This is a genomic window from Phyllobacterium sp. YR531 (genome assembly GCF_000282595.1).
GTDB lineage: Bacteria > Pseudomonadota > Alphaproteobacteria > Rhizobiales > Rhizobiaceae > Phyllobacterium.
The window spans coordinates 155,685-169,009 of record NZ_AKIZ01000019.1 but is presented as its reverse complement, the minus strand read 5'-3'; the positions used below and the strand labels follow the sequence as shown (position 1 = coordinate 169,009).

The 13,325-nt window shown below is 53.6% G+C and carries 13 protein-coding genes; 10 read left to right on the top strand and 3 right to left on the bottom strand.

Annotated elements, in window-relative coordinates; translation table 11 throughout:
* Nucleotides 1-37 precede the first annotated feature (37 nt).
* Genes PMI41_RS13230 through glcF form a run of 4 tightly spaced genes read left to right on the top strand, consistent with a single transcriptional unit; the run spans nt 38 to nt 4,654 of the window.
* Complete coding sequence (locus PMI41_RS13230) at nt 38-1,534, top strand: FAD-linked oxidase C-terminal domain-containing protein (RefSeq protein ID WP_008125540.1); 1,497 nt, start codon at nt 38-40, stop codon at nt 1,532-1,534.
* Between the two features lie 3 nt (nt 1,535-1,537).
* Nucleotides 1,538-2,113 carry a hypothetical protein gene (locus PMI41_RS13225; protein ID WP_008125539.1) on the top strand — a complete coding sequence of 192 codons (576 nt, stop codon included), beginning with the start codon at nt 1,538-1,540 and terminating at the stop codon, nt 2,111-2,113.
* The gene (locus PMI41_RS13220; RefSeq protein ID WP_008125537.1) at nt 2,110-3,321 is read left to right on the top strand and encodes an FAD-binding protein; all 1,212 of its coding nucleotides are present in this window, start codon (nt 2,110-2,112) and stop codon (nt 3,319-3,321) included. The genes PMI41_RS13225 and PMI41_RS13220 overlap by 4 nt, the downstream gene beginning before the upstream one ends.
* Before the next feature lies 1 nt (nt 3,322).
* Nucleotides 3,323-4,654, top strand: coding sequence for a glycolate oxidase subunit GlcF (gene glcF / locus PMI41_RS13215; RefSeq protein ID WP_008125535.1), 1,332 nt, complete (start codon nt 3,323-3,325; stop codon nt 4,652-4,654).
* Between the two features lie 66 nt (nt 4,655-4,720).
* Here glcF and PMI41_RS13210 read toward each other — a convergent pair whose 3' ends face one another.
* Nucleotides 4,721-5,509 carry a L,D-transpeptidase gene (locus tag PMI41_RS13210; RefSeq protein WP_008125533.1) on the bottom strand — a complete coding sequence of 263 codons (789 nt, stop codon included), beginning with the start codon at nt 5,507-5,509 and terminating at the stop codon, nt 4,721-4,723.
* Nucleotides 5,510-5,698: 189 nt separating this feature from the next.
* Between PMI41_RS13210 and PMI41_RS13205 the strand changes: the two genes are divergently transcribed.
* The 6 genes from PMI41_RS13205 (at nt 5,699) to msrA (ending at nt 11,097) form a co-directional block, all read left to right on the top strand.
* The gene (locus PMI41_RS13205) at nt 5,699-6,346 is read left to right on the top strand and encodes a DNA-3-methyladenine glycosylase I (RefSeq protein ID WP_008125530.1); all 648 of its coding nucleotides are present in this window, start codon (nt 5,699-5,701) and stop codon (nt 6,344-6,346) included.
* Between the two features lie 88 nt (nt 6,347-6,434).
* Nucleotides 6,435-7,949, top strand: coding sequence for a histidine--tRNA ligase (gene hisS, locus PMI41_RS13200; protein WP_008125529.1), 1,515 nt, complete (start codon nt 6,435-6,437; stop codon nt 7,947-7,949).
* 6 nt (nt 7,950-7,955) lie between these two features.
* Nucleotides 7,956-9,086, top strand: coding sequence for an ATP phosphoribosyltransferase regulatory subunit (locus tag PMI41_RS13195; RefSeq protein WP_008125526.1), 1,131 nt, complete (start codon nt 7,956-7,958; stop codon nt 9,084-9,086).
* On the top strand, nt 9,083-9,781 hold the full coding sequence (gene hisG / locus PMI41_RS13190; protein WP_008125524.1) for an ATP phosphoribosyltransferase: 699 nt from the start codon (nt 9,083-9,085) through the stop codon (nt 9,779-9,781). Before PMI41_RS13195 ends, hisG begins: the two co-directional genes overlap by 4 nt.
* Nucleotides 9,782-9,894: 113 nt before the next feature.
* Entirely contained in the window at nt 9,895-10,389 is a 495-nt protein-coding gene (msrB, locus tag PMI41_RS13185) for a peptide-methionine (R)-S-oxide reductase MsrB (RefSeq protein ID WP_008125522.1), read from the top strand.
* A gap of 21 nt (nt 10,390-10,410) precedes the next feature.
* Complete coding sequence (msrA, locus tag PMI41_RS13180; protein ID WP_008125520.1) at nt 10,411-11,097, top strand: peptide-methionine (S)-S-oxide reductase MsrA; 687 nt, start codon at nt 10,411-10,413, stop codon at nt 11,095-11,097.
* Nucleotides 11,098-11,155: 58 nt separating this feature from the next.
* Here msrA and PMI41_RS13175 read toward each other — a convergent pair whose 3' ends face one another.
* Both PMI41_RS13175 and fumC read right to left on the bottom strand, forming a co-directional pair.
* Complete coding sequence (locus PMI41_RS13175) at nt 11,156-11,551, bottom strand: DoxX family protein (RefSeq protein WP_008125519.1); 396 nt, start codon at nt 11,549-11,551, stop codon at nt 11,156-11,158.
* A 99-nt stretch (nt 11,552-11,650) separates the two neighbouring features.
* On the bottom strand, nt 11,651-13,042 hold the full coding sequence (fumC, locus tag PMI41_RS13170; RefSeq protein WP_008125517.1) for a class II fumarate hydratase: 1,392 nt from the start codon (nt 13,040-13,042) through the stop codon (nt 11,651-11,653).
* Nucleotides 13,043-13,325 lie beyond the last annotated feature (283 nt).

Here is a 13,325-nt window from a genome sequence, read left to right as displayed (position 1 = left end):
CGACATTGAACGCCCGAGACCGTGACTGGGAGGAACGATGTCCGGACTTGTTATGCCCGAGGCTGATACAGCTACCCTGTCGCGCCGTGCAGCTATCGTTGCAGCGCTGCAAGCCATCGTTCCAGGCGAAGGCGTTGTCGACGCAACCAATGAAATGCGCGTGTTCGAATCGGATGCTTTGACCGCGTACCGTCAATTACCGCTCGTGGTGGTACTGCCGCAGACAGTAGCGCAGGTTTCGCGGGTCCTTAAATATTGTCATGAGAACGACGTGAAAGTCGTGCCGCGCGGATCAGGTACATCGCTGTCAGGCGGCGCCCTGCCGCTGGAAGATGCGGTATTGCTGGTTATGTCGCGCTTCAACAGAATTCTCGAAATTGACTATCCAAACCGGGTTGCTGTTGTGCAGCCGGGGGTTACCAATCTCGGGATCACAAAGGCCGTCGAGCACGAAGGTTTCTACTACGCGCCAGATCCGTCCTCGCAAATCGCTTGTTCGATTGGCGGTAATGTCGCTGAGAACTCCGGCGGCGTGCATTGCCTGAAATACGGATTGACGGCCAACAATTTGCTGGGTCTCGAGATGGTGCTGATCACTGGTGAAGTCATCAGGCTTGGTGGCAAGCATCTCGATAGCGAAGGCTATGATTTTCTTGGTCTCATGACCGGCTCCGAAGGGTTGCTCGGCGTTGTCACCGAAGTGACTGTTCGAATTCTCCAAAAGCCAACGACAGCACGGGCGCTTATGGTGGGGTTCCCTACGAGCGAAGAAGCTGGTCAATGCGTGGCGGAAGTTATTGCCGCAGGAATCATTCCGGGCGGTATGGAAATGATGGACCGTCCCGCCATTCATGCGGCGGAGGACTTCGTTCACGCGGGCTATCCGCTTGATGTCGAGGCACTGCTCATCGTTGAGTTGGACGGACCTGCTGTCGAGGTGGATCATCTGATCAATATGGTCGAGGCAATCGGCCGAAAGAATGGTGCGACAACCTGCGTCGTGTCGCAAAGCGAAGAGGAGCGCATGGCGTTCTGGGCGGGGCGAAAGGCTGCATTCCCAGCGGTTGGGCGTATTTCGCCTGATTACCTGTGTATGGATGGTACGATCCCGCGCAAAGAGTTGCCAAAAGTGCTCGCGGGAATGCGGGAGCTTTCGCAAAAATACGGACTGCGCGTCGCCAATGTCTTTCATGCCGGTGATGGCAATCTGCACCCGCTTATCCTTTACGATGCCAATATCCCCGACGAATTGCACAAGGCGGAAAGCTTTGGTGCGGATATATTGCGGCTTTGCGTCAAGGTAGGCGGTGTATTGACGGGTGAACACGGCGTTGGCGTTGAGAAGCGTGATCTTATGCCGGAAATGTTCAACGAAACTGATTTGAACCACCAAATCCGCGTGAAATGCGCCTTTGATGACAAGCACCTGCTTAATCCCGGCAAAGTTTTTCCTCAATTGCATCGTTGTGCTGAACTTGGTCGGATGCATGTGCATCGCGGACAGGTTCCTTTTCCAGATATTCCGAGATTCTGACCCATGCTTTTAAAGGCTAAGGTTCTCGAACGTATTGCCCACGGTGAGGTTGATTTGGTGTTCCGAAGCTGGGCGCGTCCTACAATCAAAGAGGGAACACGGTTGCGAACCTCGATAGGTGCCATAGTAGTCGGGAAAGTTACGTCAATCGGTTTGGCTGAAATAAGTGGCGAAGATGTAAGGCGTGCGGGTTTCAACAACGTTACCGCGCTCATGGATGATCTGAGAACGGGCAAGGATCGAGAAATTTTCCGAGTTGAGCTGGCCGGTGTTGAATCCGACGAGCGGTTAAGTCGGCAAAATGAAGAACTCGCAATTGATGAAGCTGCCGCTTTAGCCACTTCGCTTGCGCGCTGGGATAAAACCGCGCCTATTGAGAGCTATCATGCGAACATTTTACGCATCATCTCTCAACACCCCGGCGTGGCGGCAATAGAACTTGCAAAATTGCTCGGCGTCGAAAAACTCAAATTCAAACGAGATGTGCGCAAGCTCAAGGAGCTTGGTCTCACGATAAGCCTCGACATTGGCTACCAGCTATCGCTTCGTGGCCAAAGCTTGCTCAAGGAATTGAAATGACAACGTTCATACCTTCAACGGAAAGCGAGGTTGTCGAGGCGGTGCAATGGGCATTGTCCGAAGAAGCGCCGGTCGAAATCATCGGACGTGGATCAAAGCGCGAACTTGGGCGTCCTTTGCAGACTGAGCATACGATAGCACTCTCAAACTATTCCGGGGTCACTTTGTATGAGCCGGATGAACTGGTGCTGGCTGCAAAAGCAGGTACACCGGTGGCAGAACTTGAAGCATTGCTCGCGAATAATGGTCAGGCATTTCAATTCGAGCCAATGGACTACGGTCCGCTGCTTGGGAGACCAACCGGACAAGGCAGTCTTGGCGGTCTGCTTGCTACCAATTTGTGCGGTCCACGACGTCTCAAGGCAGGTTCTGCCCGAGATCATGTTCTAGGCGTGCGCGTGGTTTCCGGCAGAGGTGAACTATTCAAATCGGGCGGGCGCGTCGTCAAGAATGTGACTGGCTACGACTTATCGAAGGGCATGGCCCATTCGTGGGGCACGTTTGGTATCGCTACAGAAATCACATTCAAAGTGCTGCCGGCACCGGAGACTGAAACAACACTTATTCTGCGCGGCCTTGCGGACGATGAAGCCACCCGTGCCATGGCGATTGCGATGGGTTCAAGTGGTGAGGTGGCGTCGGCAGCACATTTGCCCGCCAATGTCGCCAGCCGGATGATTGGAGGCATACTCCAAAGTGAAGCTTCCACATTGTTACGCTTGGAAGGATTTGCTCCATCTGTCACGGATCGTACGGCCATGTTGATCAAGCTGCTTGCTACAGCTGGCACGATTGAGCAGCTGTCTGGGGATACTTCCAGAAAGTTGTGGCGTGAAATTCGTGACGTTGCGCCATATGCGGACGGCACGGAGCGGCCGGTCTGGCGAGTGTCGATGGCTCCGATGGAGGCCTATAAGTTGGTGGCTTCTTTGCGTATGGGGGCCGCTGTTGATGCGTTTTACGACTGGCAGGGCGGGCTCATCTGGCTGCGTATGGAAGGTGATCCGGAGGCAGACGCTGTGCGTGCGCTCGTTGCAAAATATGGCGGCGGCCATGCCACGTTGGTCCGTGCTTCTGTGGCTGTACGCGCGGCAGTGCCGGTGTTCGAGCCGCAGCCCGCTCCGCTGGCAGCCCTGTCCAAAAGATTGAAACAGCAGTTTGATCCAAACGGGATACTTAATCCCGGTCGCATGGTTGCGGGAGTCTAAGATGCAGACAAATTTCACTCCTGAGCAATTGCTTGATCCGTCTGTTTCAGAGTCTGAAAAGATACTTCGTAAATGTGTGCATTGCGGGTTCTGTACAGCAACCTGCCCGACTTATGTTACCTTGGGCAATGAGCTTGATAGCCCACGCGGCCGTATATACCTGATCAAGGACATGCTGGAAAATGATCGCCCGGCAGATGAGCAGATCGTCAAGCATGTGGATAGGTGTCTGTCTTGTCTCGCCTGCATGACCACATGCCCATCAGGTGTCAATTACATGCATCTGGTGGATAATGCCCGGGCCCATATCGAGAAAACCTACAAACGCCCATTCATGAACCGATCGATACGGGCCTTGCTGGCGATGGTGCTGCCATATCCCGCGCGTTTCCGTCTGGCTTTGAGTGCAGCGAGACTTGGCAGGCCGTTGGTGCCGCTACTCAAGTCCATTTCTGCTTTGAAACCGATGGCTGCGATGTTGGAACTTGCACCTAAATCCATTGCAGCAAAATCTCTTTATGCGACGCCAGGTGTTCATAAGACAAAAGCGTTGCAGCGAGGTCGTGTCGCCATTCTCACAGGCTGCGCTCAACCTGTTCTTGATCCCGGCATCAACGAGGCAGCGATCCGCCTCCTGACCAGACTCGGTGTCGAGGTCATCGTGCCGAAAGGTGAGGGCTGTTGTGGCGCACTGGTGCATCACATGGGCCGGGAAGAGGAAGCGTTGGACGACGCCCGCCGCAATATCGATGTCTGGACGCGCGAACTGGAAACCGGTGGACTTGACGCTATAGTTATTACCGCATCAGGCTGCGGCACAACGATCAAGGATTATGGTTATATGCTGCGGCTCGACCCTGATTATCAGGAAAAAGCCGCACGGGTTTCTGCCTTGGCCAAGGATATCACTGAATATTTGACAACACTCAGTTTGCCGGCGGCGGAATATTCAGCTGGCGTTACAGTTGCCTATCATTCGGCCTGTTCCATGCAGCATGGTCAGAAAATAACCCGCCAGCCCAAGGACTTGCTGAAGGCAGCGGGCTTCATTGTCAAAGACCCGGCAGAGGGCCATCTCTGCTGCGGTTCGGCAGGCACCTACAATATCATGCAGCCGGAAATCGCGCGGACGCTACGGGATCGAAAGGTAAAGAACATCGAAGCAACTGGAGCCAGTCTGATCGCTACCGGCAATATTGGTTGCATTACCCAAATTGCCAGCGGGTCGAAATTACCTGTCGTTCATACGGTGGAATTGCTGGATTGGGCCTATGGTGGGCCTCAGCCATCCGGGATTTCATTACAAAAGCCTGTCCTGACAGCTGCAGAATAAAAAGGGCAGCGGCACATTGACTGCGCCGCTGCCCGTTTCCGGCATCACCCCTGATGCCGGCCCCCATTATCTGACGATGACTGTTGTACCGACATTGACGCGCTCATAGAGGTCAGTGACATCTTCATTACGCATGCGGATGCAACCGCTCGACACTGATTGGCCGATTGTCCATGGAGCATTTGTGCCGTGAATTCGATAAAGCGTTGAGCCAAGATAGAGCGCGCGTGCACCGAGCGGATTCTCGATACCGCCTTCCATATGCGCTGGTAAAATACGGCCTTTCCGCTTCTCACGTTTGATCATTTCTGCAGGGGGATACCATGATGGCCACTCTGCCTTGCGGCTGATGGTATTCGTCCCCGACCAGCCGAAACCCTCCTTGCCGACGCCAACGCCATAGCGCTGTGCGGTACCACCGGCTTCGACGAGATAGAGAAAATGTTCCGATGTATCGATGACGATTGTTCCCGGTTGCTCGGGCCCGTCATAGGCTACGCTTTGAGGTAGAAACTTCGGGTCCATTTCACGTTTTTTGGGTTGGACATCCGCAGTCGGCGTATTAGGGCGCTGGAAAGAGACTTCGCGTACAGCAGGATTGGGATCAATGCTACGGCGCACAGCGCGGCGGTCGCGTTGTTTGACGCGCGGGGCGGGCTGTTCATCGAAGACAACATAGCCACGGGGATTGACCGGGGTGCCAACAGGCCGTTGACGCAGCTGCATGACCCAGGGAGCTGACAGGTCAGGGCTCATGACGACAGGTGGTCGTGTTGCGTACCGTTCGCTGGCGATCGCACCGGATGTCACAGTAAGGCTCAGGCAGGATAATAGAAGCAGGCACGCAAACTTCATCGGAACCAGTCTCGTATAAAAACTCTGCTGACAGGTTTTGTCAGTTTTCGGATTGAGTTTGCCATCGGCAGGGTAGAAAAAAGTGAATGAGAATCAACAAAGCGCAATTTTGGGCTGAAACCATTTGGTATGGTTACCGATCTGTGCTGAAAGCTGGTTAATCACCGGTAAAACTGAAAAGGGCTTCCCATGGGCGAAGATACTCCGGTGAAGACGGGCCTTATAAAGGGTGATGACGGTGTCACACGCTGTTCCTGGCCGGGAGCCTTGCCCGAGTATATTCATTACCACGATCACGAGTGGGGAAGACCAGTGACAGATGATATCCGTCTGTTCGAGAAAGTTTGCCTTGAGGGTTTTCAATCCGGTCTGTCTTGGCTGACCATTTTGCGCAAGCGTGAGAACTTTCGGGAGGCTTTCGATGGTTTCGATTATCGCAAGATTGCCCGTTATACGGATAAAGATGTTGAGAGACTGCTTGGTAATGCGGGCATTATACGCCATCGAGGCAAGATTAACTCTGCTATCAACAATGCCAATCGCGCTATCGAACTCGTCAAGGAAACGGGGTCGATTGCCGCGTATTTCTGGTCTTTTGAACCACCTGCGGATGAACGCCCCAAGGTCGTTGATTATGCGACCTTGATTGCCAATCCGACCTCGCCGACGTCTGTCCGGCTTTCGAAGGATTTGAAGAAGCGCGGCTGGAGTTTCGTTGGCCCGACGACGATGTATGCGCATATGCAGGCAATGGGTCTCGTCAATGATCATGTAGAAGGTTGCAAATGCCGTCAGGAAATTGAAACCATGCGCGCGAGCTTCAAAAGGCCGAAATGACGCTGATATCCTTGCCCTTGAAGGCTTGATGGTCTAGAGCAAAACCGCTTCAGCAATCAGCTTCATTTCAGGGTATCGGATCATTATCATGGCAACCAAGGCAGACAGGGTAAAAGCGCGGCTGCCGCGCGGTTTCGTGGACCGTACACCGGATGATCTGCGTGCTGCCGAAAAGATGATGGCTGAAATCCGCAAAGTCTATGAACTTTATGGTTTTGAGCCAGTCGAAACCCCATTGATCGAATATACCGATGCGCTCGGAAAATTCCTTCCCGATCAGGATCGTCCTAACGAAGGTGTGTTCTCGTTTCAGGATGATGATGAGCAATGGCTCTCACTGCGGTACGATTTGACCGCGCCACTGGCACGATACGTCGCCGAGAATTATGAAAGCATCCCTAAGCCATATCGCAGTTATCGCGCCGGATGGGTTTTCCGTAACGAAAAGCCGGGTCCGGGCCGCTTCCGTCAGTTCATGCAGTTTGACGCTGATACGGTTGGCGCACCGAATGTCTCGGCTGACGCTGAAATGTGCATGATGATGGCCGATGTCATGGAAGCGCTTGGTATCAAGCGTGGTGACTATGTAATCCGGGTCAATAATCGCAAGGTTCTTGATGGTGTGCTTGAGGCAATCGGACTTGGGGGCGATGAAAATGCTGGCAGGCGTCTGACGGTGCTGCGTGCCATCGACAAGCTGGATAAGTTCGGCGTTGAGGGCGTTCGCGAATTGCTTGGAAAAGGCCGAAAAGATGAAAGTGGCGATTTCACCAAAGGTGCAAATCTGGACGAAGCTGCTATCAAAAAAGTTCTTGATTTCACGGCTGCTGGTGGCACCACAGGCAGCGCAACCATTGCCAACTTGGAAAAGGTTGTCACGGGCAATGACAAGGGCGCTGAAGGTGTAGCAGAGCTGAACACAATAGAGGCGCTTTGTTCAGCCGCTGGCTATGATGGCCGCATCAAGATTGACCCTTCCGTAGTCCGTGGTCTTGAGTATTACACTGGCCCGGTATTCGAAGCTGAGCTACTGGCCGAAATTCCGAATGAGGACGGTCAGATCGTGCGCTTTGGCTCTGTCGGTGGCGGTGGACGCTATGATGGCCTTGTGTCGCGGTTTCGGTCAGAGCCGGTGCCAGCCACAGGCTTTTCCATCGGCGTTTCCCGTTTGATGACGGCCCTCAAGAACCTCGGCAAACTCGATACGTCCGATAATATCGGCCCCGTCGTGGTCATGGTTATGGATCGTGATACGGAAAGCCTTGGCCGCTATCAGAAAATGGTATCTGACCTGCGTCAGGCTGGCATTCGCGCTGAAATGTATCTTGGTGGCTCCGGTATGAAGCCGCAGATGAAATATGCTGATCGTCGTGGTGCGCCATGTGTCATAATTCAGGGTTCACAGGAACGGGACCTTGGTGAAGTGCAGATCAAGGATTTGATTGAAGGTGCGCGTCTTTCAGCTGAAATCGAAGACAATATAACCTGGCGCGAAAGCCGCCCTGCTCAAATCACTGCGAAGGAAGGCGATATCGTCACTGAGGTTCGCAAGATTCTCGACGCGCAGGCCGAAGATCGCGCCAACGCAGCAAAAGCGTCCTAACATCCGATGGTTGCCTCCCGCGCTCCTGCCTTTAGCAATAGTCTTGCCGCATTGATTGCGGGCAGGGATGCGGAGCTTGTCGATATTCCTGTCATCCAACCCGCTGATCAGTTTCTCGATATGGCCGGGGAAGATCTGCGCCGCCGTATTTTCCTGACGGAGAATGAAACGGGCCAAAGCCTGTGTCTGCGTCCCGAGTTCACAATTCCGGTCTGTCGCAATCATATCGAGCTGAACGCTGCAACTCCGAAGCGCTATGCCTATCTTGGCGAAGTTTTCCGCCAACGGCGCGAGGGTGGCAATGAGTTCTTCCAGGCAGGTATTGAAGATTTGGGTGATGCCAATCGCGCTCGCGCTGATGCGCGCTCTCTGGCTGATGCTCTTGCTTCCGTTCGCCTCGTTGCACCCAATGCGCAGCTTGAAACTTTGCTCGGCGATCAGGCAATATTTGAGGCCGTCTTGGCGGCTCTCGGTCTGCCACGTGGATGGCAGAAAAAGCTTGCCCGCGCTTTCGGCAATCCGAGCCAGCTGAAAAGCCTCTTGCAGGATTTATCATCCGACAGGCAGAAGGGGGATGTGCCGGATCATCTGAACGCATTGATTGCCAAGGGGGATGAGGTGGCTCTCGCCGCCGAGCTGGAAAAAGATATGCAGTCCGCTGGAATTTCTCCCGGAGCAGGGCGCACACCGGTAGAAATCGCCCGGCGCCTGATTGATAAAGTTGCTCTTGCCTCTGTGCGGCTGCAACCAAAGGCGTTTTCAGCGCTACAGGATTTTCTTGCAATCCGTATTCCTCTACAAACGGCGGCAGGACACTTGTTGCAATTTGCACGAGCCAACGAGTTCGATCTTGGTCCAGCCTTGGAGCAGTTTGAGGCGCGGGCCGCTTCAGTGGTCGAAGCAGGTATCGGACACGAGACGATTATTTACGACGCGTCGTTCGGCCGGCCGCTCGATTATTATACAGGGCTGGTTTACGAGACCCGTGCCGTAAACAACACAGCTCTTGGCGCTGTTGTTGGTGGCGGGCGATATGATCGTCTTTTGACTATGCTCGGCGCGGTAGGTTCCATTCCCGGCGTTGGATTCTCCATCTGGCTGGATCGCCTCGAGCAGATATCGGGAGATAGGCCGTGACCGTAACATTGGCGCTTCCTTCCAAAGGACGGCTCAAGGAGCAGTCCCTCGAAGTCTTGAAGAATGCCGGGTTTGAGGTAATCCTGCCCAGCGACCAGCGCAATTACAGGGCGCAGGTCGCGGGCGATAGCCAGATTGATATTCTTTTCCTTTCGGCGTCGGAAATTGCCCGCGAGCTCGGCTATGGCAGTGTCGATCTTGGCGTGACCGGCGAGGATCTTGTTCGCGAGACCCTGTCATCTGCCGATGATCGGGTGCAGATCGAGGCGCGGCTCGGCTTTGGCCATGCCGATGTGATCGTAGCAGTTCCAGAGGTCTGGTACGATGTTTCAACCATGGCAGACCTTGACGATGTTGCGGCGGATTTCCGTCAGCGTCATGGTCGCCGTCTGCGTATCGCCACGAAATACTGGCGGCTTACTCAGCAGTTTTTCTCGCAGATGCACGGCATTCAGGTTTATCGTATTGTGGAAAGCCTTGGCGCCACCGAAGGCGCTCCAGCATCAGGCGCAGCGGATATCATCGTCGATATTACGTCAACGGGTTCGACCCTGCGCGCAAATCAGCTCAAGGTGCTCGATGACGGGATTATTTTAAAGTCGGAAGCCTGCCTGATTTCTTCCCGCACAGCCGTTGATGCCAAGGCTGTTGCTGACCTTTCGCAGCGTATAAAAGCTGCTCTGGATTCGTACTGAACGTATCAACTCTCTGTGATCTGCCAGCTGGAATGTAACCTTTTCGGCTCTTCCTTCGTATCTCCCTGCATGAGACCGAAATAAATCGGTATAATCATGCAGGGAGTTTACCCATGATGACACGTCGAAACCTGTTCGGAAGTGCTGTTGCTGCGCTTGGTGCGGTTGTTGCCACGCGCTTTGCAGCGATGCCCAAGGCTCAGGCCGCGGGTAAATTCGAGGTTGAACATAGCGATGCGGAATGGAAGAAGCTGCTGACATCTGATCAGTACGATGTTTTGCGTCAGGAAGGCACTGAAACACCCTTCACGAGTCCTCTGAACCACGAGAAACGTAAGGGCATATTTGCTTGCGCTGGTTGTGATCAGCCGCTTTTTGAGTCCGATACAAAGTTTGATAGTGGCACTGGCTGGCCGAGCTTCTGGCAGCCGATGAAGGGTGCCGTGATCGAAAAATCTGACAGTTCGTTCGGCATGGTGCGCACGGCTGTGGAATGTCATCGATGCGGCGGCCATCTGGGTCATGTCTTTAATGACGGCCCCGAGCCTACGGGACTGCGCTACTGCATGAATGGCGTCGCCATGAAATTCAATCCGGCTGCCGCCTGAAACAATTCGAAGGAAAACAATATGAAACTTCGTACCCTTTTGCTTGCTACCAGTCTTTTGTTTGCTCCAGCTACAGTCTTTGCCGAAAGCGTAACAATGGTACCTCCGCCTGCCATGGACCAGACAGTCTCGACCAAGATTGAGAAAATAGTTCTCGCCGGTGGATGCTTCTGGGGTGTGCAGGGCGTGTATCAACACATGAAAGGCGTCAGCAACGCCGTTTCAGGTTACTCCGGCGGTAAAAAAGATACGGCCAATTATGAGTTGGTGAGCGGGGGCGATACCGGCCACGCGGAATCCGTTGAGGTCACCTTTGATCCCAAGGTGGTCAGTCTGGGTAAAATTCTGCAGGTCTATTTCTCGGTTGCCCATAATCCCACTGAGCTGAACCGGCAGGGGCCGGACACAGGCACACAATACAGGTCTGCGGTTTTCACGACAAACGCTGATCAGGAAAAAGTGGTGAAAGCCTATATAGCTCAGCTCGACAAGGCCAAAGTCTATTCTGACCCTATTGTGACAAAGGTGTCGTCGCTGGAAGGTTTCTATCCCGCCGAGGCCTATCATCAGGATTATCTGACCATCAATCCGACGCAGCCATATATCGTTTATAATGATCTGCCCAAGATAGAAGGTCTGAGCAAACTTTTCCCGCAGGAGTACAGGGAAAAGCCAGTGCTGGTAAGCGATGCAAAAGCTACCAACTGATAGACCGCCAAAAGAAAAAGGCCGCTTCAAGCGGCCTTTTTCTTGAATTATGTTGCAATCAACCGCGTTTCGCGTCGATCGAAAGTGCACCGGCTCCGTAAGCTGCCAGAATGAAGAAGCCACCAGCAACGCCGAGATTCTTCTGGAAGAACATGAATTGGACCATACCGGCATCGCCAGTCCAGTTCAGATGCGCTGTTGCGGTTGCTGCCAATGTGAAAAGGCCGAGCAGCAATGCAGCGATGCGGGTCTGAAAACCCACGAGAACAGCAAGGCCGCCAAAGAACTCAAGCAGACCAACAAGCACTGCGACAACAGTCGGTGCCGGCAGACCCATGCTACCAAAATAAGCGCCAGTGCCGCTGATAGCTGTAAGTTTGCCCCAGCCAGCCATGATGAACATGACCGAAAGCAGAATGCGACCGATAAGAACCAGAATGCCATTGTTAGACATAGGTATTTCTCCAAAAAAGTGACTGCGCGGTCAGTACGCGAAGTATACTGTTTACTAAAGTCACTTTTTCGACAACAGATTGTTCAACAAATCCACCGCTTATTCTGGAGCGATCATACGCTCCGGACGTACAAGGCGATCATAGTCTTCCGCTGAGACATGCCCGCTTGCCAATGCCTCTTCCCGCAGGGTGGTGCCATTCTTGTGTGCGGTTTTGGCAATCTTGGCCGCATTGTCATAGCCAATGGCTGGAGCCAAGGCTGTGACAAGCATCAGCGATCGTTCAAGCAGGTCCTTGATGCGGACTTCATCTGCTTCGATTCCTTCAACGCAATTATCGGCAAAAGACACCATTGAATCGGCAAGCAGACGAATTGATTGAAGAACATTCAACGCAATGACCGGCTTGAACACATTCAGTTCAAAGTGTCCCTGACTCGCGGCAACGGTAACTGTTGTCTGATTGCCAAAGACTTGGGCGGCTACCATTGTCAGTGCTTCCGCCTGAGTCGGATTCACCTTGCCTGGCATGATCGAAGAACCCGGTTCATTTTCCGGCAGCTTTAGCTCGCCCAGACCCGAACGTGGGCCGGAACCGAGGAAGCGGATATCATTGGCGATCTTGAAAAGATCAGTGGCAAGAGAGTTCAGGCTACCGTGGAAATTTGCCAGGGCGCCGTGGCTTGCCAGTGCCTCAAACTTGTTTGGCGCAGTTATGAAGGGCAGGCCGGTAATGTCGGATACAGCTTCTGCAAAACCGGTTTCGAAGCCGACGGGAGCATTCAGTCCCGTGCCGACTGCAGTGCCACCCTGCGCAAGCAGGAATACGTCCGCAAGGCTCTGTTCGATACGCTTGCGAGCATATTCAAGCGCAGCGCGATATCCGGAGAACTCCTGGCCCAAGGTTACCGGCGTTGCATCCTGTGTATGTGTGCGGCCAATTTTGATGATGTCGGCAAATGCCTTTTCCTTCTTGGCAAGCGCCTCGGTCAGGTGGGCAAGTGCCGGATAAAGCCGCTCTGTTGCTTCCACAGCAGTAGCAATATGAATTGCCGTCGGGAACGTATCGTTCGACGACTGGCTCATGTTCACATGATCGTTCGGATGAACCGGCTTCTTTGAGCCTTTCGCACCGCCGAGCATTTCGATGGCGCGGTTGGAAATGACTTCATTGGCATTCATATTCGACTGGGTTCCGGAGCCTGTCTGCCATACGACCAGCGGGAAATGCTCATCGAGTTTGCCTTCAATTACCTCTTCCGCAGCAACTGTAATTGCGCGCCCCGTGACTTCATCCAGCTTGCCGAGAGCCATATTGGTTTCTGCAGCAGCGCGCTTTACAATGCCGAGTGCCCGAACCAACGGAATTGGCATGCGTTCGCCGCCAATCCTGAAGTTGTGCAGGGAACGTTCGGTTTGCGCGCCCCAATATTTGTCGGCAGCTACTTCGATTGGGCCAAACGTATCGGTTTCGGTGCGTGTAGAAGTCATCGTATAATTTTCCTGTGACAGTTGGCGCAATGACTACTGCGAAGCGCTTCGGGAGGCAAGGTTTGAGCACGCAATGTTGGTCTGGATTTCGTAAGCTGTTAGAGCAAATTTTGTTTATATAGAGCCAATTCTGTTTCTTGGATGACGAGACAATCCACGCGGAAGGTAGCGAGGTCGATGTTTATCCATCGGACGAAGCTGCCTGACAAAGTGGTTGGCCGTTAGCCAGAAACCCGAAGGGCCGGGTGAATTCGGGCCAAATCCTTCGGGTTTTAGCATCGTC